Source organism: Streptomyces sp. NBC_01410, assembly GCF_045040195.1.
In the GTDB taxonomy this organism is placed as follows: Bacteria; Actinomycetota; Actinomycetes; order Streptomycetales; family Streptomycetaceae; genus Streptomyces.
Genome location: NZ_CP109530.1, coordinates 870826 through 891049, shown reverse-complemented (window position 1 = coordinate 891049; position 20224 = coordinate 870826). Strand labels below are relative to the sequence as shown.

16 protein-coding genes are annotated in these 20224 nt (G+C 71.3%); 12 read left to right on the top strand and 4 right to left on the bottom strand.

What is annotated here, in order from left to right; genetic code table 11:
* Positions 1-92 precede the first annotated feature (92 nt).
* The 7 genes from OG741_RS04125 to OG741_RS04095 all read left to right on the top strand — a co-directional run bounded on the left by OG741_RS04125 (position 93) and on the right by OG741_RS04095 (position 9853).
* Positions 93-599 carry a PadR family transcriptional regulator gene (locus tag OG741_RS04125; RefSeq protein ID WP_405595238.1) on the top strand — a complete coding sequence of 169 codons (507 nt, stop codon included), beginning with the start codon at positions 93-95 and terminating at the stop codon, positions 597-599.
* Positions 596-1390 carry an ABC transporter ATP-binding protein gene (locus tag OG741_RS04120; RefSeq protein WP_405595236.1) on the top strand — a complete coding sequence of 265 codons (795 nt, stop codon included), beginning with the start codon at positions 596-598 and terminating at the stop codon, positions 1388-1390. The genes OG741_RS04125 and OG741_RS04120 overlap by 4 nt, the downstream gene beginning before the upstream one ends.
* A 2-nt stretch (positions 1391-1392) precedes the next feature.
* Positions 1393-3702 (top strand): FtsX-like permease family protein, encoded by a 2310-nt coding sequence (locus tag OG741_RS04115; protein WP_405595234.1) that lies wholly within the window; start codon positions 1393-1395, stop codon positions 3700-3702.
* A 238-nt stretch (positions 3703-3940) separates the two neighbouring features.
* On the top strand, positions 3941-7318 hold the full coding sequence (locus OG741_RS04110) for a pyruvate carboxylase (protein WP_405595232.1): 3378 nt from the start codon (positions 3941-3943) through the stop codon (positions 7316-7318).
* 136 nt (positions 7319-7454) lie between these two features.
* Positions 7455-8390, top strand: coding sequence for an NADP-dependent oxidoreductase (locus tag OG741_RS04105; RefSeq protein WP_405595230.1), 936 nt, complete (start codon positions 7455-7457; stop codon positions 8388-8390).
* 39 nt (positions 8391-8429) lie between these two features.
* Positions 8430-9461, top strand: coding sequence for an aldo/keto reductase (locus tag OG741_RS04100; protein WP_405595228.1), 1032 nt, complete (start codon positions 8430-8432; stop codon positions 9459-9461).
* 116 nt (positions 9462-9577) lie between these two features.
* Positions 9578-9853 (top strand): DUF2087 domain-containing protein, encoded by a 276-nt coding sequence (locus OG741_RS04095; protein WP_405595226.1) that lies wholly within the window; start codon positions 9578-9580, stop codon positions 9851-9853.
* A 29-nt stretch (positions 9854-9882) separates the two neighbouring features.
* Here the strand turns inward: OG741_RS04095 and OG741_RS04090 are convergent, their stop codons facing one another.
* Positions 9883-11178 (bottom strand): YncE family protein, encoded by a 1296-nt coding sequence (locus OG741_RS04090; protein WP_405595224.1) that lies wholly within the window; start codon positions 11176-11178, stop codon positions 9883-9885.
* Between the two features lie 174 nt (positions 11179-11352).
* On the opposite strand from OG741_RS04090, the gene OG741_RS04085 reads away from it, so the two are divergent.
* Positions 11353-12012 carry a TetR/AcrR family transcriptional regulator gene (locus tag OG741_RS04085; protein ID WP_405595223.1) on the top strand — a complete coding sequence of 220 codons (660 nt, stop codon included), beginning with the start codon at positions 11353-11355 and terminating at the stop codon, positions 12010-12012.
* Positions 12013-12058: 46 nt separating this feature from the next.
* Here the strand turns inward: OG741_RS04085 and OG741_RS04080 are convergent, their stop codons facing one another.
* Positions 12059-14221 (bottom strand): FUSC family protein, encoded by a 2163-nt coding sequence (locus OG741_RS04080; RefSeq protein ID WP_405595221.1) that lies wholly within the window; start codon positions 14219-14221, stop codon positions 12059-12061.
* Positions 14218-14391 carry a hypothetical protein gene (locus OG741_RS04075; RefSeq protein WP_405595219.1) on the bottom strand — a complete coding sequence of 58 codons (174 nt, stop codon included), beginning with the start codon at positions 14389-14391 and terminating at the stop codon, positions 14218-14220. Before OG741_RS04075 ends, OG741_RS04080 begins: the two co-directional genes overlap by 4 nt.
* A 257-nt stretch (positions 14392-14648) precedes the next feature.
* On the opposite strand from OG741_RS04075, the gene OG741_RS04070 reads away from it, so the two are divergent.
* From OG741_RS04070 to OG741_RS04060, 3 genes are all read left to right on the top strand, one after another.
* Complete coding sequence (locus tag OG741_RS04070) at positions 14649-15179, top strand: hypothetical protein (RefSeq protein WP_405595217.1); 531 nt, start codon at positions 14649-14651, stop codon at positions 15177-15179.
* Positions 15180-15198: 19 nt separating this feature from the next.
* Complete coding sequence (locus OG741_RS04065) at positions 15199-16095, top strand: DMT family transporter (protein WP_405595215.1); 897 nt, start codon at positions 15199-15201, stop codon at positions 16093-16095.
* Between the two features lie 97 nt (positions 16096-16192).
* Positions 16193-18604, top strand: a complete 2412-nt coding sequence (locus OG741_RS04060; protein WP_405595213.1) for a SpoIIE family protein phosphatase — start codon at positions 16193-16195, stop codon at positions 18602-18604.
* Between the two features lie 82 nt (positions 18605-18686).
* Here OG741_RS04060 and OG741_RS04055 read toward each other — a convergent pair whose 3' ends face one another.
* Complete coding sequence (locus OG741_RS04055) at positions 18687-19340, bottom strand: M15 family metallopeptidase (RefSeq protein WP_405595211.1); 654 nt, start codon at positions 19338-19340, stop codon at positions 18687-18689.
* Positions 19341-19364: 24 nt separating this feature from the next.
* Here OG741_RS04055 and OG741_RS04050 point away from each other — a divergent pair, with 24 nt between their 5' ends.
* Positions 19365-20171, top strand: coding sequence for a class I SAM-dependent methyltransferase (locus OG741_RS04050; RefSeq protein WP_405595209.1), 807 nt, complete (start codon positions 19365-19367; stop codon positions 20169-20171).
* Positions 20172-20224: the final 53 nt, after the last annotated feature.

Sequence of the window (20224 nt, the reverse complement as noted above, 5' to 3'; positions counted from 1 at the left end):
TACTAGACGTCCAGGCGGAGAAGGCGGGTGGCGCGAACCACAGCCCGTATCCGAGTGAACTGTCAAGTACGGAGCGGGAGGGAGGGGAGCGCGTGCGGCTGCCGCTCCTGGCACTCCTCACCCGTGGCCCGGCGCACGGTTACGAGCTCAAGCAGGACCTTGAGAAGCTCCTGGGCGCCGCGTACCCTCAGCCGAATGTCGGCCAGATCTATGTCACTCTCGGGCGGCTGGAAAAGGCCGGCCTGATCGCCGGCGAGGATGTCGAGCAGTCCGGCCGACCCAATAAGCGGACATACCGTCTCACCGACGCCGGGCGCGAGGCGGTACTCGCCTGGTTCGACGAGACCACGGACGAGCCGCGGGTCCGGGACGAGTTCTTCATGAAGATCGCCCTCGCACCCGAGTCCGGTCTCGCCGACCCGATCACGCTGATCAACAAGCAGCGGCGGCAGTATCTGAACACCATGCGCGATCTGTCGAAGCTTGCCGCGGCCGAGGACCGGGACAACAGGGTCTCCCAGCTGTTGATCGAGGGCGCGATGCTGCATCTGCAGGCCGACCTCGACTGGCTGGAACGCTGTCAGGAGGAGCTGGAATGAGCGACGACACCGCTCCCGTCGCGCTGGGGGGCGCTCCCGGCACGCAGGGCACAGTGCCTATCGTGCGCGCCGAGGGTCTGACCAAGACCCATCATGGCGAAGGCGCGCCGGTTCAGGCCGTACGCGGTGTGGATCTGACCGTTCAGCCCGGGGAGTTCGTTGCCGTCACCGGCCCCTCCGGCGCCGGAAAATCCACCCTTCTCCACCTCATCGGCGGGCTCCAGCGGCCCGACAGCGGCTCACTGTGGCTGGACGGCCGCCGCGTGGACGCCTATCGCGAAGCCCGCTGGGCGGTGCTGCGCCGCCGGAGCATCGGCATCGTCTTCCAGTTCTTCAACCTGGTCTCCGACCTCACCGTCGCCGACAACGTCGAACTGCCCGCGCTGCTCGCGGGCGCCTCGCCCAAGGCCGCCCGCGACAGCCGGGCAGAACTCCTCGCCGAACTCGGCCTCGAAGGCCGGGAACGCTCGATGCCCGGCGAACTCTCCGGAGGCGAGCAGCAGCGTGTCGCCCTGGCCAGGGCCCTGGTGAACCACCCGGCACTGCTGCTCGCCGACGAGCCGGCCGGAAGCCTCGACAGCAAGGGCACCCGGGAAGTGCTCCGGCTGCTCTCCCGTTTCCACCAGCGCGGCCAGACGATCCTGCTGGTCACCCATGACGCACGGATGGCCAGCGCGGCCGACCGGGTCATCAGCTTCTTCGACGGGCGCATAGCCGACGACGCGACACTCGACGCGGGGTCCCGCACCACGGGCCGCGGCGTCTCCGGCGTACTCGAACTGAAGGAGTGACCGTGCGGGCCACTCTGCGCTGGGCACACGCCGACCTGCGGGCACACCGCGGACAGTCGGCCTTCGTCGTCCTTGCCAGCGCCGGCATCATCGCCTCACTGCTGCTGGCCGTGGCCCTGTTCAGCTATGCCGCCAACCCCTGGCAGCGGATCTTCACCCAGTCCCAGGGCGCCCATGTCTGGCTCCACACCCGGGCCGCCGCCGACACCGGGAAACTGTCCGAGCTGGACGGCATCGACGGCATCGCGGGGCCCTACCGCACCGGGCAGGTCACCGTGGAGTCCCGCGGGGCGAGGGCGAGCGTGTCCCTGCGCGCCGCCGACACCCGGCCCCCGGACATCGCCCGGCCGCTCGTCACCGGAGGCGACTGGCTCGACAAGCAGCCCGGGGGAGTCGTACTGGAGAGCTCCCTCGCCCGCGTCCTGTGGGCGGAACCCGGCGACACCCTGACCGTGGCGGGACCGGACGGCACCGCACACACCCTCCGCGTGGCCGGTGTCGCCGAAGCCGCGGAACCCCGCTACCGGCCGGGCGGCGAGTCCGGCATCGGCTGGGTGCTGCCCCGTACGCTCAACCGCGTCGCGGCGGGAAGCACCGGACAGAGCGTGGGGCTGCGTCTGAAGGATCCGGCCGACCTCGACTTCACCATCCAGCAGGCCGTCACCCAGCTCGGCGCCGACCGGGTCGCCCAGGTCACCAAATGGCAGCAGGCGCGGGCCGAGGCGGGCAGCGACGACCGGCTGCTCGGGCAGCTCTTCGCCGTGTTCGGTCTCGGGGCCCTGCTGGCCGCCGCGCTCGCCGCGTCCGGGGCCATCAGCGCCCGTATCCGCGGACAGCTGCGGGACATCTCCATCCTCAAGGCGATCGGGTTCACCCCCGGCCAGGTGGTACGCGGCTTCCTCGCCCAGCACCTCGCCTTCGCGCTGCTCGGGGTCACCCTGGGCACCGCGGCGATCGCGTTCCTCGGCGCCCGGATACCCGGACGGATCGGGGAGGCGGCCGGGGTCTGGCAGGACCTGCCCGGGCACACCGCCCTGATGATCGGCGTCCCGAGCGGCGCGGTACTGCTGATCGCCACCGCCACCGGACTCGCCGCCTGGCGTGCCGGAAGGGTCCCTCCCGTTCCCGTCGCCCGGGCCGCGCTTCCCTCGGCCGCCCCGATGACCGGTCTCGGCCGCCGGGCACTCGGCATGCGGGTCCCGCCCGCACTGGTTCTCGGCTGGCGGGCGGCGTTCCCCCGGCGGCCGCGCACCCTGATCACCGTGGCCCGGCTGGCACTGCCGCTCCTCATGATCACGGTCGCGCTCGTCGCCTGGTCCACGCTGGACATGTTCCGCAGCCGCCCCGCCGAGATGGGCGTGCCCGCTGCGCTGTCCGTACGGGCCGAGCAGCCCGGGAGCCTCAGCGGCCAGGACCTTCGGCGCGCGCTGACCGCGCCCCCGGACGTCTTCGCCGTCCACCCGGGCGTGGAGGTCGCGGCGCTGGTGCCCGGCCAGACCGGCACCATCACCCTGCGCGGGCTCGGCACGGCAGGCACCCCGTACCCCTTCACCGTGGTGGAGGGGCGCCCGGCCGACGGCCCCGACGAGGCGGTCGCCGGCCAGGGACTGCTCGACCTGCTGGATGTGCGGGTCGGTGACTGGGTGCGGATGACGGTGGAAGGCCGGCCGCAGATCCTGCACATCGTCGGACGCAGCATCGAACCCGAAGCCGGCGGCCGGGTGATCTCGACGACCGTCGACACGCTCCAAGAACGCGACCCCGCGCTGCGGCCGGACTTCTACCACCTTGTCCTGCGGCCGGGCGCGGATCCCCGGGCGGTGAGCAGCGAACTCGCCGACAAGGCCGGAGGCGCCCTGGAGATCCGCGAGACCCCCAACCCGGGGGACCGGCTGGAACCGGCGCGGGGCGTGATCGCTGCCCTGATCGGGGTGCTGGCCCTGATCGGGCTCACCGAACTGCTGACCCTCATCGGTACGTCAGTCCGCGACCGCGGCCGCGATCTGCTCGCGCTCAAGGCGATCGGTCTGACGCCCCGCCAGATCAGCTCGGCGATCGTGGCGGCCGCGGGCTTCACGGCTCTGCTCGCCGCCGCGATCGGCACGGGACTCGGGGTGCTGTCCGGCAGGTGGCTGGTGGACATCCAGGGCCGCTCCAGCGGAATGGGCGCCGGCATCGCCCATGTCCCGCCCACGCTGCTGCTGGCTTCGGTCGCCGTCGGTGCCGTGCTGGGCGCCGTCGCGGCCGCGGCGCTGCCCGCGGCCCGGACGGCCCGCCGCCGACTGGCGGATTCACTGGCCGAGACGCTCTGAGCGCCGCGCCTGTGAACTGCCGTTATACCGCTTCACGATCCGGTCGCCGGGCGTGACGTAACTCATCGTCTTTGCTCGCGATCCGTCCGAAGTCCTCGGGTACGGTGACCAACGCTCCGTACTGCTCAGCACACTCATCGACACCGTCCACGAGGACACCGGATGCCCATGTTCCGGCGCCGGTTGCGACATCCCTAGACCCTTGGGCCGCCGGCCCGCGACATGACAGGGGAGTTTGATGTTCCGCAAGGTTTTGGTCGCCAACCGAGGTGAGATCGCGATCCGCGCATTCCGCGCAGCGTTCGAACTCGGCATCTCCACGGTGGCGGTGTTCCCTCATGAGGACCGCAACTCACTGCACCGCGCCAAGGCGGACGAGGCGTACCAAATCGGTGAACCGGGCCATCCCGTACGGGCGTACCTGTCCGTCGACGAGGTGATCAGGGCCGCGCGCAAGGCGGGTGCCGATGCGATCTACCCGGGCTACGGATTCCTGTCGGAGAACCCGGACCTCGCCGCGGCATGTGCGGAGGCGGGGATCACTTTCGTGGGACCGCCCGCCTCCGTACTGCTTCTGACGGGCAACAAGTCCCGGGCGGTCGCGGCGGCACGGGAAGCCGGAGTTCCGGTCCTGAAGTCCTCGCAGCCTTCCACCGATGTCGACGCGCTGCTGGAGGCCGCGGAGGGCATCGGTTTCCCCCTGTTCGTCAAGGCCGTCGCGGGTGGCGGCGGCCGGGGCATGCGCCGGGTGGCCGAGCGCGGAGAACTGCGGGAGGCGGCCGACGCCGCGATGCGCGAGGCGCAGTCCGCGTTCGGCGACGCGACGGTCTTTCTGGAGCAGGCCGTCATCAACCCCCGCCATATCGAAGTACAGATCCTCGCCGATGCCCACGGCAATGTCGTGCACCTCTACGAGCGGGACTGCTCGGTGCAGCGGCGCCACCAGAAGGTCGTCGAGATCGCGCCCGCACCCAACCTGGACCCGGATCTGCGCGAGCGGATCTGCGCCGACGCCGTCGCCTTCGCCCGCCACATCGGATACGTCAACGCGGGAACCGTGGAGTTCCTCGTCGACGAGCGCGGCAACCACGTCTTCATCGAGATGAACCCCCGCATCCAGGTCGAGCACACGGTCACCGAGCAGGTCACCGGCCGCGACCTGGTCATCGGGCAACTGCGCATCGCCGCCGGCAGGTCCCTGCCCGAACTGCGCCTGACCCAGGACGACATCGTCCTGAACGGCACCGCCCTGCAGTGCCGCATCACCACCGAGGACCCCGCCAACGGCTTCCGGCCCGACGTGGGCACCATCTCCGCCTACCGCTCACCGGGCGGGCCCGGCGTCCGGCTCGACGGCGGCACGGTGCACACCGGCGCGGAGGTGTCGGCGCACTTCGACTCGATGCTGGTCAAGCTCACCTGCCACGGGCACGACTTCGCCAACGCCGCCCGCCGCGCCCGCCGGGCGATCGCCGAGTTCCGTATCCGCGGAGTGGCCACCAACCTGCCCTTCCTCGGTGCCGTACTCGACCATCCCGAATTCCGGGCCGGCCGGATCACGACGAGCTTCATCGGCGAGCATCCGGAGCTGATGCGGGCCCGCCCCTCGGCCGACCGCGGCAGCCGCATGCTCACCTACCTCGCCGAGACGACCGTCAACCGGCCGCACGGCCCGCGCCCGCGCGTCATCGAGCCCAGCCACAAGCTGCCTGCCACCTCGCTCGCCGCGCCGCCGCCCGACGGCTCGCGCCAGCGCCTCGCGGCGCTGGGACCGGACGCCTTCGCCGCGGAACTGCGCAGCCAGTCGGCCGTCGCCGTCACGGACACCACGTTCCGCGACGCGCACCAGTCCCTGCTCGCCACCCGTGTGCGCACCCGCGATCTGCTCGCCGTGGCCCCGTACGTCGCGCGCACGGCGCCGCAGCTGCTGAGCCTGGAGTGCTGGGGCGGTGCGACCTACGACGTGGCGCTGCGCTTCCTGGCCGAGGACCCCTGGGAGCGTCTGGCGGCGTTGCGCGAGGCGGTGCCCAATGTCTGTACGCAGATGCTGCTGCGCGGGCGCAACACCGTTGGCTACACGCCCTATCCGACCGAGGTGACGGAAGCGTTCGTCGCCGAGGCGGCAGCCACGGGCATGGACATCTTCCGGATCTTCGACGCGCTCAACGACGTCTCCCAGATGCGCCCGGCGATCCACGCGGTGCGCTCCACGGGCACGGCTCTGGCCGAGGTCGCCCTCTGCTACACCGCGGACCTGTCCGACCCCGGCGAGAAGCTCTACACGCTGGACTACTACCTGCGCCTGGCCGAGCAGATCGTCGAGGCGGGCGCGCATGTGCTCGCGATCAAGGACATGGCCGGGCTGCTGCGCCCGCCGGCCGCCCGCACGCTGGTGACCGCGCTGCGCGAGCGGTTCGACCTGCCGGTGCACCTGCACACCCACGACACGGCGGGCGGACAGCTCGCGACGCTGATGGCCGCGATCGACGCGGGTGTCGACGCCGTCGACGCCGCCGTCGCCTCGATGGCCGGGACCACCAGCCAGCCGCCGCTGTCGGCCCTGGTAGCGGCCACCGACCACACGGAGCGGGCAACCGGGCTCTCGCTGCAGGCGGTCGGCGATCTGGAGCCGTACTGGGAGGCCATGCGGAAGGTGTACGCGCCGTTCGAGTCCGGCCTCGCCTCCCCCACCGGGCGGATCTACCACCACGAGATCCCCGGCGGTCAGCTGTCGAACCTGCGCCAGCAGGCCATCGCGCTCGGACTCGGCGACCGCTTCGAGCTGATCGAGGACTGCTACGCGGCGGCGGACCGGATGCTCGGCCGCCTGGTGAAGGTCACTCCGTCGTCGAAGGTGGTGGGCGACCTCGCACTGCATCTGGTCGGCGCCGGGGTCGAGGCAGCGGACTTCGAGTCCGACCCCGGCAAGTTCGACGTCCCGGACTCGGTGATCGGCTTCCTGCGCGGCGAGTTGGGCGACCCGCCCGGTGGCTGGCCAGAGCCGTTCCGTACCCGGGCCCTCAAGGGCCGTCCGGCGAAGGCGGAGGCTCCCACGCTGTCGGACGAGGATCTGCGAGGTCTGCGCGACACCCGCCGGGCCACGCTGAACCGGCTGCTGTTCCCCGGCCCGACCAAGGAGTTCGACGCCCACCGTGAGGCGTACGGAGACACCTCCGTACTGCCCACGCAGGACTTCTTCTACGGCCTGGAGCCGGAGAGGGAGCACACGGTCACCCTCGATCCGGGCGTCACGCTGCTGATCGAGCTGGAGGCCATTTCCGATGCCGACGAGCGGGGCTTCCGCACGGTCCTGGCCACGCTGAACGGGCAGCTGCGGCCGGTGTCCGTGCGCGACAAGTCCGTCGCCACGGAGGTCAAGGCGGCGGAGAAGGCCGAGCGTGGCAACGAGCGCCATGTCGCCGCACCCTTCGCCGGGGTGGTCACGCTGCAGGTGGACGAGGGCGACGCGGTCTCCGCGGGCCAGACGGTGGCCACGATCGAGGCGATGAAGATGGAGGCCTCCATCACGGCGCAGTGCGCGGGAACCGTGGGCCGGCTCGCCATCGGCAAGATCCAGCAGGTCGAGGCGGGCGACCTGCTGATCGAGATCAGCTGACGCTCCCGCGTCCACGACGTCGCGGTTCGGGGGGTCCTCTGGGCCCCTCGTTCGGCGGCTCGTACGGTCGGGCTCCTCGCTTGGGCAGGTCCGACCCCGTACAAGGGGAGGCACCCACCTCGTCAGGGAGCCGCCCGTGAAAGCCCTCGTCGCATCCGACTACACGCCGCTGGACCGGATCAGCGTCACCGACCACCCCACTCCCACCCCTGAGGCGGGCCAGGTGCTGATCAAGGTCGAGGCGGCGGCGCTCAATCCGCTCGACCTGATGCTGATCACGGGTGCGGCGAAGGAGAGCTATCCGGCTGCCCACCCGCTGGTGGTCGGAATGGACGCCGCGGGCACCGTTGCCGAGGTGGGGGAGGGTGTGTCCGGATACGCGCCGGGTGATCCTGTGCTCGCCTTCACCGGACAGGCCGGCGCCGTCGCCGAGTACACGATGGCGTCGCCCGGACCCCTGCTCGCCCCGCGGCCCGCGGGCCTGGACAGCGCGCACGCGGCAGCCATCCCCGAATCGGGGCTCACCGCCGTCTGCCTGCTGCGCGCAGTCGCGCTCGCCGAGGGTGAGAGCGTGCTGGTCGTCGGGGCCACCGGCGGCATCGGGCTGTATGCCGTGCAGTTGGCCACGGCACTCGGGGCCCGGGTGGTTGCCACGGCGACCGAGGAGGACGAGGAGTATCTGCGCGGCCTCGGCGCCGCCCACACCGTCGACTACAAGAGAGGCGACGTGGCGGAGGAGACCTTGCGCCTGGTCCCCGGAGGGGTCGATGTGGTCGTCGACGTCGTCACCATGGGCGAGCGGCTCACCGACACCGCGCGTGCCGTGCGTCCGGGCGGCCGGCTGGTGTCGCCGCTCTTCGGGCCCGCCGAACTGGGACGCGATGTCACACCGGTCTACATCGGCCGGTTCCAGGCGCAGCCGGGCGATCTGGAGGACCTGGCAGCCCGGGCCGCGGACGGGAGGCTGCACGTGGAGATCGGCGCGCGCTACCCCTTGGACAACGCCGTACAAGCCGTCGCCGACTTCGCCGGCAAGCACATTCGGGGCAAGGTTGTCATCACCACTGCATGAGCGACGGCGTGCACGAGACACACGGAAGGGGTGGCTCTCATGAAGCGCAGAATCCTCGGCGGCACGGGAATCTCGGTCAGCGAGTACGCGCTGGGCGCCATGATGTTCGGCGCCTGGGGCAATGCCGACCCGCACGAGTCGGTCCGTATGATCCACCAGGCGCTGGACGCCGGGATCAACGTCGTGGACACGGCCGACGTCTACAGCATGGGTGAGTCGGAGGAGATCGTCGGCAAGGCCCTCAAGGGCCGCCGGGACGATGTCGTACTCGCCACCAAGGGCAGCAGCTCGATGGGCGGCGACCCCAACCACAGCGGAAACTCACGGCGTTGGCTCACCCGCGCCGTGGAGAACAGCCTTCGCCGCCTGGGCACCGACCACATCGACCTCTACCAGGTGCACCGGCCCGACGCGGACACCGACATCGACGAGACCCTCTCCGTCCTGTCCGATCTCGTACGGTCGGGAAAGGTGCGCGTGATCGGCCACTCCACCTTCCCGGCGGAGCAGATCGTCGAGGCCCAGTGGACGGCAGAGCGGCGCGGCCACATCCGGTTCCGCACCGAGCAGCCGCCGTACTCCATCCTGGCCCGGGGCGTCGAGGCGGCCGTGCTGCCGACCGCCCAGCGCTACGGCCTGGGTGTGCTGACCTGGGGCCCGCTCAGCGCGGGCTGGCTGTCCGGCAAGTACGCCAGGCCGACGGACATCAACCTCACGGAGGGGAGCGGGCGGGCGGCCCTCGAGCGGCACAAGTTCGACCCGTCGGTGCCCGGCAACGCACGCAAGCTGGAGGCCCTCGGCGAACTGACGAAGCTGGCCGACGAGGCGGGCCTGAAGCTCCCGCACCTGGCGATCGCGTTCGTACGCGCCCACCCGGCCGTCACCTCGGTGATCATCGGCCCGCGGACGAGCGAGCACCTGGAGGACCTGCTGGCGGGCGTGGACGTCGAGTTGAGCACGGACGTCCTGGACCGGATCGACGAGATCGTGCCTCCGGGCACGGACCTGAACAGGAACGACTTCTACTACACGCCGCCCGCGCTCGTTGACGCATCCCGGCGACGCCGCTGACGCTGCGAGGCCGCCGTCCCGGGCATCCGGTCCCGGGCATCCCGTCCCGGCCCTGCCGTGGCGCGGCCGCGAAAATCGCGTTGCCCGGTCATCGGCGCACTGCGAGGCTTCCGGTCATGTCTGAGAACGGATCCAGCAGTTCGCCCGGCGTTGCCGGCCTCTTCTCGCACGGGCGGCTGACGGCGATCCCACGCAAGGCGGCCCGCCGCGAGCAGTTGCTCGTACACCTCGCGCAGACGCTGTTCGAGCGGGACCGGGACTACAGCGAGCGTGAGGTCAACGAAGCGCTGCTCACGGTGCACGAGGACTTTTCGGCGCTGCGCCGCCACCTGGTCGTGGCGAGTCTGCTGGACCGGACGAAGGACGGCAGCAGCTACCGGCGGGTCCGGTAGCGGTCACGGCGCGGCAGGCCCGGTGGCGGTCAGCGCGCCGCAGGCCCGGTCCAGTCGGCCGCCACATGGGCGATCCGTACGCGCTGCGGGTGGTCACCGACCGCGACGGACGCGACCTTCCTGCCGGTGGCGAAGTCGATCGCGGTGACGCGGTCGGCGCCGCTCTCGGAGATGACGCAGGATCCGCCGTCGCCGCTGACAGTCGCCCAGTACGGCTTCGAGGCAGCCACCAGCGGCCCCTCCTGGAGCGATGCCCTGTCGACGATGGTCGCGTAGTCGTCCATCGTCCCCGCGATGCACAGCTTGTCGCCCGCGGCGTTCATCGACATGCCATGGTGGCGCGAGTCGTTGACCCAGGTGGTGCGGTCCTCGCTGGTCGCGGGACTCTTCGGCAGCGTCTTCGCCCGGGTGATCTTGTCGGAGGCGAGGTCGTACTCGAGGAAGCCGTTGAAGAACGAGACCTGGAAGTAGAGCTTCGACTCGTCCGGGGTGAAGGCGACGGGTCGTACCGCGTCGGACAGGTCCTTGCGGCCGAAGGCGTCGAGGCGGGCACGCATGTCGATGACCCTGACCTCCTTGAAGGTGGTGGCATCGACGACGGTGATACGGCGGTCGCCCTTCGTCCAGTCCCACGCGGGATCGTCGAGCGCGGTGTTGACCTCGCCGATCGACATGTTCCACAGATACCTGCCGCCGTCGGTGAAGACGTTCTCGTGCGGTTTGTCGCCGGTCTTGAACGAGCCCAGCTGCTTGCCGGTCCGGATGTCGAGTACATGCACGGTGTTGGAGGTCGAGGCCGACACGGCGACCCGGGTGCCGTCGGGCGAGACCGTCATGTGGTCGGAGCGGTAACCGGACACGGGGAAGCGCCAGTTGATCCGGCCCGAGGCGAGGTCGATCGACACGACGTCGGCGAAGCTCGGGCGGGAGACGACCATGGCCGTGCCGTCGGGCGTGGAGTACATGTCGTCGACGAACTGGTCGTGTCCTTCGCCGGGGCCGTTGCGGATGCCGAGGAAGTAGATGAGCTTGATCGGGTTGAGATAGATCTCGGTGAGCCGCTGGTCCTTGTCCGGTATGACGTTGACGCGGCCGATCTTTGAGAAATCGCCGCGGGAGTTGATGACGTCGGCGGTGCCGTCCCAATTGTTGCCCACGAACATCACCTCCTTGAGACCGGCGGCGGTGTTGGTGGTCGCGGCGGGTGCGACGGGCGCGGCGAGAGCCGTCGTCGAACCTGCGACGGCCATGGCGACGGCCGTGGCGAGTGCGCGCAGCGCGCGCCGGGTGATCCGCTGTGGACGCCGGCTTGCGGGCAGAGACATCGTCGTCGTTCCTTCCGTGGGGGCGCTACCGGACGGGCTTGTGCGAAGAGCTGCGGCGGGCCGAGTCTGAATACGAGCCGATTCAGACTGGGCTACTGGAAAGTAACGACAGGCGGTGAGGTCCACAAGACTCGCGACACGAGAAAATGACCGGGACCGACGAAGGAGGTGCGCGTGGCCGGCAGGCTCAGGCAACCGACGGGCCGCTACGGGGGCAGGTCCGCCGAGGAACGACAGGCCGAACGGCGCCGGCGGTTCCTCGACGCCGCACTCCAGCTTTTCGGCGACAGCCCCGGCTACCGGGCCACGACAGTGGCGGCGCTGAGCGAGGCGGCCGGCCTGTCCACCCGTCAGTTCTACGAGGAGTTCCGCACCCTCGAAGACGTACTCGCCGCTCTGCACCTCCAGGTCAACGACTGGGCGGAGGAGGCCGCGCTGGCCGCGCTCGCCGAGGCCGAAGGCATGCCGATCGCAGAGCGCGCCGCGGCGGCGTTCCGCGCGTACGCCGCCAACGTCACCGGCGACCCGCGTCGTATACGCATCACGTTCGTCGAGATCATCGGTGTCAGCCCGCGGCTCGAGGAACAGCGTCTGGCCCGGCGCTCGCGCTGGGTGGACCTGATCTGCGCCGAGGCGGCAGCGGCGGTCGAACGAGGCGAGGCGGCACCGCGGGACTATCGCGTCGCCGCGGCAGCCTTCATCGGAAGCGTGAACGGCCTGCTGCACGACTGGAGGGCGGGCTGGGTGGATGCGACGCTCGATCAGGTCGTGGACGAGCTGGTGCAGTTGCTGCTGGGAATCCTGCGCCCCGTCGACCGGGCGCCGGGCGCGTAGAACGCTGGGGCCGCTCGCCGTGTCCGGCGCGCCCCCGCGCGGCACCTCACTTCCCGGGCGGCACCGAGCTCTCGATATGCGTGAGTTGGGCCGCGAGGCTGCTCAGCCACTGCTCCAGGTCGATCAGCATCGGCAGGGGAGCGAAGGCCCGCACCCCGGGCGGCGGGTGGTACGCCACGGGGACGGGCGGCCCTGGCGCCCGGCTCTCGTCGGCGCAGAGCGCGGCGATCCGGTCCGTGGCCCGGACGAGCTGTTCGGCGGTCGTACGAGCCCAAGCGGCGGCGTCCGGGGGAATGCCGGTCGGCGGCAGGTCGAAGCGGGGCAGCCAGTGTGCGCCGAGCAGCACATGGTTCGCCGTGATCAGAGCGGCGTGCCAGTCCATGGGATCGGCCGCCGCATCGCCCGGTTCGCTCCGGAGCTGGAAGTACGCGGCCTCGGCGAGGCGGAGGCGGTGGACGACAGGGAAGGTGGGTGGTGCGGGCGCTGTTCCCGGCGGCGTGGCGAGCAGCAGCCGCACCGTCCCGGTGATCAGCGGGCCGCAGGACTGCAGCAGGTCGGACACGGTTCTTCGCACCTCGCGCCGGGCCCCGGCCGGCCAGGCGAGGAGCCCGCACAGCAGACCGATCGCGCTGCCCGTGACCACGTCCAGGATCCTCTCCTCGGCCAACTGCCAGGAGGCGGGGGCGATCTGGGCGAATGCGGCCGACACCACGAGCGTGAACAGGGCCTGCGCCCAGGCGATCCCGAAGAGCGGGCCGAGAGCGAAGGCGGCCAGCATGGCGGGCGCCAGCACCGCCGCGTACGCATCGGTGTGACGTCCGACGACGAGCAGGAGCGTGCCCGCGGCGACCGCGCCGACGAGCGTGCCGATCAGCGCGGAACGCACGGCCGTCCAGGTGGCCCCGGCGGTCGTACGGCCGAGAGTGAGCACGGCGAGCAGCACCCAGAAGCCGTGGGACAGGTCCAGCGATCCGGCGATCAGGCGGGCGGCACCCAGCCCGAGCGCGGTCCGGATGGCGTTCTGGAAGAGGACCGAACGCAGCGTCATATGGCCGGCGAGGCGGCGCCACCACAGGTACGGGGTGCGAGCGTCGGCGTACCAGAAGAGGGCGTGCGGCTGGATCGGTGCGGTGCGTCTGCCGTCCAGCCCGACGCGTACGGCGGTCTGCAGGATCCGCGCCGATTCGGCCGCGCCCAGTACCTCGGCCTGGCGGCGCAGTGCGGGGACCGGCGGCGCGGTCCCCGGTGGCCGGGCAGCCCGTGCCACACGCAGCGCTTGAAAGCGCTGTATCGCCGTGTCCAGGGCGGGGGCCGCCGACCGCGGGGGCGGGCGGCCGGTGCGCAGGGCCTCTGCGGTGGAGGCACAGTGCGCGGCGACGCGGGCGAGCATGTCGGCCGACGCGGCATCCGCCTCCGCGTCCCGGCCGGCCGGCGGGGTCGCGCCCAGCTGCGCCAGTTGGTCGAGGAGTCTGCGCGCCGCGGATCCGGCCTGGGCCAGGGCGCGGGCCGAGCGCCCGGCCCCGGCGGGCCGTTCGGCGGGTGGAAGACGGGAGAGCCGCAGCCGCCGGCCGGTCTCCCGCAAGCGGTCCGCGGAGTCGCCGCTCTCGCCGGCCGCTGCCGCGGCCGCCGCGCGACCGGCGGTGGCGACGGCCTCCGTCAGGCTCTCCCGGTAGGAGACGGCCGGCGCCGCGGGCAGCAGGAAGACCTCGCACGCCGCGAGCAGCAGCACGCCCAGCGTGAGGCCGACCAGCCGCGATCCCAGAGTGTCCGGCGCGTAGGGCGGAAAGCAGGCCAGGATGTAGAAGAGCTGGAGCCCGGGTGCCGCTCCGGCCGGTCGGGGCCCCGCGACCGCCGCGAAGGCGAGAGCGAAGCCGACCACCAGCATCCCGAGAACCGCCGCCCAGGTGTCGACGGCCAGCACCGTGCCCAGAGCGACGAGCACCAGGCCGACCGGCAGCGCGCGCAGCATCACGGCCGCGCGCTGCCGCCCGGATCCGGGGATGGGCGACAGCATCCCGAGTGCCACCGGTCCGAACAGGGCGTACAGGGCCGGCACCGGCTGATCCGCCCCGTACACGAAGGGGTAGAACCCGGCGCACGAGGCGGTGGTCACCCGGACCGCCCGGTGCACGATCGCCTTACGGTCCGCCTTCCGCGTGACAGCGCGGTGGCGCCGCGAGTCCGCCTCGGCGGGGCGTGCCCGGCTCACGGCCTGATCTCACGGTTGCCGGGGCCCATGTCTCCGGGCGGGCGGGGCGCGTGCACGGACAGCGGCGACACCTGGCCGTGGACGACGAGCCGCTGGCGACTACGGAACAGCGCGACCGTGACCAGGACAGAGGCCCCCGTTCGCGCGGCCGACGACGACTCTGCGCGCATGGGCACGTTCCTCTCGGGCGACGCCGCCGCAGCGTCGCGGGTCGTTCGGGCATGCGCCCTTGATCCCTCGGGCCATTGTCGGCTCGGGGCCTCGGGTCCGCAGCCCGGGCCGGTGCTGGTGCCGGTGCCGGTGCTGTGCGGCGGATGATCGGCCGGATCGCGGGAGAGCGCCGGCCGGGGCCACCATGGCAGTGAGTGCACGGACCGGCCCCGTGGCGCCGCGGGGCGCCGGACCCCTGCGGAACGTGGGAGGCCGTATGTCTGCCGAGCGTGCTGCCCCGCTGATCTGGGACACGATCGAGCGCTACTTCGCACTGCTCCAGGCCCATGTCCCGGCGGAGCGGATGCGGGACGAAATCCTCACCGACGACTTCCGTACGGGCTTCGTCAACGGGCTGATCTGGCAGGGCGATGAGGGGCTGCGGGACTTTCTGGAGGCCCGCGCGGAGTTCTTCGACGAATCCCACGTCGTCGAGCAGCTGTCCCGGCCCGAGCGGCTGCCCAGCGGCCGCTGGCGCGCCCATACCCGGCTGGAGTTCTTCCTGAGGCAGCGGCTCGAAGGATCGCCGGTGAGCGAGACGTTCACCGGAAAGGCCTTCCATGTCTGGGAGTTCGCCCCGATGCCAACGCTCGTCGATCCACCCGGTGAGGAGCCACCGGGTGACGAGCCGTCGGACAGCGGCTGGCTGGTCGCGGCGCAACTGGTCGAAGGCTTCGCCGCCCTCGACGAGAACGCCCGGCGGCTCTTCGCGCAGCCCTCCGCGGGACTGAACCTCGACGAACCCTGAAAGCGGGAGGCCGACCACCGTGCACCTACTGCTGCCGGTCCTCTTCGCCCTCTGCGCGGCACTCAGCAACGCGGTCGCCACCGTGCTCCAGCGCAAGGCGGCCCTCACCGTGCCGCGCTCCGAGGGCCTGCGCGCGGGGCTGATGCTCGATCTGCTCAAGCGCCCCGTCTGGCTGGCCGGAATCCTTGCCGTCATCGCGGCCGCCGTCTGCCAGGCACTGGCCCTGGTGACCGGGCCACTGACGATCGTTCAGCCGCTGTTCGTCCTGGAACTGCCGCTCACCCTGATCGTCGCCTCGCTGCTGATGCGGCGGCACCTTCCGCGCGTCGGCTGGGTGGCAGTGACCGGTGTGGTGGCGGGTCTGGCTGTCGCCCTCGCCGCGGCGTCCCCCACGGGCAACCGCACCCACGTGGCGCTGGACCGCTGGGTTCCCGCGCTCGCGGCGTGCGTGGGACTGGTCGTCGTCCTCGCCCTGGCGGCACTCAAGCGCCCCGAGGGCCGGGCACGTGCGGCGTGCTTCGGCGCGGCGACCGCCATCAGCTACGCGCTGACCGCGGCTCTCATGAAGGCGGCGATGCACATCCTGGACGACGAGGGGATCGTGGCGTTCTTCACCGCATGGCAGACCTACGCCTTCGCGGCGGTCGGCGGGGGAGCGCTCTTCCTGCTGGAGAACGCGATGCAGTCGGGCCCCCTGGTCGCCTCCCAGCCCGCACTGACCCTCGGCGACGCGACGGTGAGCCTGGCCCTCGGTATCACCCTGTACGAGGAACATGTCCGCTCCGGCTGGTGGCTGCTCCCGCAACTGCTCGGCGTCGTCATGATCGCCACGGGAGTGTTCGCGCTCGCCCGGATCCCGCTGACCCGGTCGGTGGTCTCCCCCGACGAGCCGCAGCGAGTCGGAGACGCGCCGTGAGCGCCCGCACATCAAGGCGTACGGCAGTGCCCACCCGGTTGTGCCCGTCGCGGGCAAGGCGGATTCTGGAGGCAATGAAACGGGCTGGTGTGGCGCTGTGACCGCATGGGGTGCGGCGACGAGTGCCGATTTCCGTGGTCCGCTCGACGTCGCCAGGGCTGCCACGGTGGTTCTTGATGCCCAGGACACGGTCATCGGATGGAGCCGCACGGCCGAGGAACTCTTCGGATACGCGCAGGACGAGATCATCGGAAAGCCCCTGGACACCTTCCTGCCGCCCCGGCAGTCCTCCGGGCTCACTGAGGCCGACGAGCCGGGTTCGGCCCTGGGTGCCCCGCTGAGCGGCGGCGAGATCCGTGTCGCCCAGCACAGTGACGGCCGCTCGCTGCTCGTGGCCACAGCGGTGAGTTCCCTGCCCGGCAGCGGCACGGCGGCCCATGTCCTCGTCGCGACGGCGCTGGAGAATCTGCGGCTGTGGGAGTCCCGGCTGGCGCTGCTGCACGGGCTGGCCACCCAGTCGCCCGTCGGCCTGGGAATCTACGACACCGACCTGCGGCTGACGTGGTGCAACGCCGCCTACGAGCGGGAGATCGGGCTGCCGTTCGCCGAGTTCCGCGGTCTGCGGGCCGACGAGCTGTACTCCGAGGGAAGCTTCTTGACCGAGAGCTACCCGAACACCCTCGACGCGGTCATGAACCATGTGCTCGAGACCGGTGAGCCGATCCTCGACCTGCACTTCCGTGGCCACCCGCCCAGCGATCCCGGCGTGGAGCACCTGTGGTCGTGCTCCTACTACCGGCTGCAGGACGCGGACGGCCATGTCTTCGGGGTCTGCGAGGACGCGTTCGACATCACCGATCGCTACGAGGCGCAGAAGCGGCTGGCCCTTCTCGTCGAGGCCGGCCGTGGAATCGGCACCGTCCTCGACGTGATGGTGACCGCGGAGGAGATCGCCGAGGTGGCGGTCCCGGAATTCGCCGACGCAGTGACGGTCGACCTCGTCGAGGAAGTGGTGGAGGGCGAAGTGCTGGGCGCCGGTGGCCCGGCTGGGGGCGCTCTCGTACGGGTCGCTTCGCGATCGGCCACGGCGACCGGGATGAGCGAGCCGGACGAGTCGGAGAAACCGAATCCGCCTTCCCCTGTCGACTACCCGCCGGGTTCCCCGCAGCTGCGCAGCCTCTCCTCGGGCGGGCTCGTGCTCGCGGACGACACCTTGGTCGTTCCGTTGCGGGCCGGCGGCAGCCCGCTGGGACTGGTCACCTTCCGGCGCGCACCGTCGGCCACCTTCGACAACGGCGAGATAGCTCTCGCCGACGAACTGGCGGCCCGTACAGCGGTGTCCATCGACAACGCGCGACGCTACTCCCGTGAACGTGCGGCCTCACTCGCCCTCCAGCGCCAACTGCTGCCGCGCCACCTGCCGCAGCCGACAGCGGTCGACCTGGCCTACCGCTATCTGCCCACCGACGATGTGACAGGGGTGGGCGGCGACTGGTTCGACGTCATCCCACTGTCCGGAACCCGGGTCGGGCTCGTCGTGGGCGATGTGGTCGGCCATGGCCTCCAGGCGGCGGCCACCATGGGCCGGCTGCGCACGACCGTACGCGCGCTCGCCCAACTGGACTTGTCCCCCGACGAGTTGCTCACCCGGCTCGACGATCTGGTGGGCCAGTCGGCGGAGGATCTGATGGACGCGGTGGGTCCGCCCGTCGAGCCGCGCGAGGACGACGCCACCGGGGCGACCTGTCTCTACATCGTCTACGATCCGGTCTCGCGCCGCTGCACCATGGCCCGGGCGGGGCATCTGCCACCGGCGGTCGTGGACCCCGAGGGCCGCCTGTCCTTTCCTGACCTCCCGGCCGGTCCGCCGCTGGGGCTCGGCGGTCTGCCGTTCGAGTCGAAGGAGCTCGAGCTGCCGGTGGGCAGTCTCATAGCCCTGTTCACCGACGGCCTGGTCGAAACCCGCGGCCGCGACATCGATCAGGGCCTGGACATCCTGGGGCGGGTGCTCGGCGACCGCGGCAGGTCGCTGGAAGAGCTGTGCGACCGCGCGCTGTCGGAACTCCTGCCGTACGGTACGACCGCCGACGACACGGCACTGCTGCTCGTACGCACCCGGGAACTCGACCCGGGACACGTGGCCCACTGGGAACTGCCCGCCGAACCGGTCGCGGTGGGCCACGCCAGGGAACTGGCTACGGGTCAGCTGCGCGAATGGGACCTGGAAGAGCTGACGTTCTCGACCGAACTCGTCGTGAGCGAGCTGGTCACCAACGCCGTCAGGCACGCCGCGGGGCCGCTGCAGCTGCGCCTCATCCGCGACCGCACGCTCCTGTGCGAGGTCGCGGACGCCGGCCACACCTCGCCACATCTGCGCCACAGCGAGGAGGAGGACGAGGGCGGGCGTGGCCTGTTCATCGTCGCGCAGCTGGTTCACCGATGGGGCACCCGGTACACGGAGTCCGGGAAGACGATCTGGACGGAACAGGTCTTCCCCTCGGCGGAATGACGGTCCGGCGACCGCGGCTGACCCGCGCGGCGCGCCGAGCCGTTACGCCGAGCCGTTACGCCGAGCCGGACTGTGCCACGGATCAGTCCAGGGTGCGGGGCTCGTAGAGGGCGGCAGCGGCCCCGGTGGCCAGGGCCCAGTAGCGGTCGCCGAAGGACCAGTGCCACCATTCCGTGGGGTAGTTGACCAGGCCCGCACCCGTCAGTGCGCCGCCCAGGATGTCCCGGTTGGCACGGGCGTCGTCCGGGATGTTGGTGGCATGCGTATAGCAGGCGCCGCCGCTCTCCTCGGGGCTTGCGTTCATCCGGGTCCCCAGGTCCAGTTCACTGCCGTCGGCATGCGCAAGCGTCAGGTCGACGGCCGCACCGGCGCTGTGCGGGGCGATCTCGGGCGGGGACACATAGCGGCTCGCCGCGGAGTGGACCTGGTCGTCGGACCAGTCGGGATGGCCGGCTCGTAGCTCGTCCGCGTACTGCCCGAAGTACCGGCGCTGCAGCGAAGGCGGCCGGTAGCCCTCGACGAACAGCAGCCGCAGACCGGGCGGAAGCAGTGTCTGAGCCGTGAGCAGACGATCGTAGACGCCCTCCCGCAGCCGGGCGAAGGCGCCCGAGGGATCCTCCTTCCTGGCATCGACCAGCAGGGAACCGCCACGGCGGACGTCCACAAGGCGCTCCCCGCACTCCTGGACAGGCAGGGCCACGATCTTCGGGTCCGACATCAAGATGATCTCGCTCATGACCTGCACCCTAGGATGACGGCCGTGACTGTGTTCGACGATGCGGAGCGCCGGACCTGGGCGGGGCGGGCCGAGGCGTACGCGGCCAGCTTCGCCGGGCTCTGCGCCTACCCGGTGCCCATGCTGCTCGACGCCGCGGAAGTCCGGGCGGGTACCCGCGTGCTGGACATCGGGACCGGCACCGGAACCGTCGCCAGAGTCGCGGTCGGGTGCGGCGCGAAGGTGACGGCCGTCGACGCCGAGCCCGGCATGGTCGCTCTGGCCGCGCGGGCTGCACCGGGCGCGGATGTACGAGTCGCCGCTCTGCCCGATCTCCCCTTCGCCGACGGCGAGTTCGACGCCGTCGTGGGCAACTTCGTGCTCAACCACGTGGGACAGCCACACGTGGCTCTGGCCGAACTTCGCCGCGTGACCCGACCGGGAGGGCGTGTCGCCCTGACGATCTGGGCCGCCCCAACCGCCGCCGGACAGGCTTTGTTCGGACGCGCTCTTCAGGCGGCCGGGGTCTCCCGGCCGACCCATCTACCTGTTCTGGCCCCGGAGGACAACTTTGAGCGGACAGCCGGTGGGCTGGCCGGGCTGCTCAGCGCCGCGGGCTTCGCGGACGCTGCCTGTCGGACAGTCGCCTGGAACCACCGGGCAACCGCCGAGGAGTGGTGGAGCGGCCCGGCCGCGGGTGTGGCGTCGATCGGGCAGGTGGTGGTGAGTCAGACCGCCGAGGTGGTGGCGGAGATCAAGCGACACTACGACTCGATCAGTGCCGAGTTCGCCGGACCGGACGGTGTGCTGGCTCTGCCCCAACTCGCCTTGCTGGGTTACGGACAAGCCTGATCCACGATGCCACCGGCGGCCGGAGGCCAGTCGGTCCCGGCGCCCGCCAGTTC

Coding starts and splice junctions, on each gene's coding strand:
- OG741_RS04120 (WP_405595236.1), top strand. CDS start 596: ATGAGCGACGACACCGCTCCCGTCGCGCTGGGGGGCGCTCCCGGCACG.
- OG741_RS04110 (WP_405595232.1), top strand. CDS start 3,941: ATGTTCCGCAAGGTTTTGGTCGCCAACCGAGGTGAGATCGCGATCCGC.
- OG741_RS04100 (WP_405595228.1), top strand. CDS start 8,430: ATGAAGCGCAGAATCCTCGGCGGCACGGGAATCTCGGTCAGCGAGTAC.
- OG741_RS04095 (WP_405595226.1), top strand. CDS start 9,578: ATGTCTGAGAACGGATCCAGCAGTTCGCCCGGCGTTGCCGGCCTCTTC.
- OG741_RS04090 (WP_405595224.1), bottom strand. CDS start 11,178: ATGTCTCTGCCCGCAAGCCGGCGTCCACAGCGGATCACCCGGCGCGCG.
- OG741_RS04075 (WP_405595219.1), bottom strand. CDS start 14,391: ATGCGCGCAGAGTCGTCGTCGGCCGCGCGAACGGGGGCCTCTGTCCTG.
- OG741_RS04070 (WP_405595217.1), top strand. CDS start 14,649: ATGTCTGCCGAGCGTGCTGCCCCGCTGATCTGGGACACGATCGAGCGC.
- OG741_RS04055 (WP_405595211.1), bottom strand. CDS start 19,340: ATGAGCGAGATCATCTTGATGTCGGACCCGAAGATCGTGGCCCTGCCT.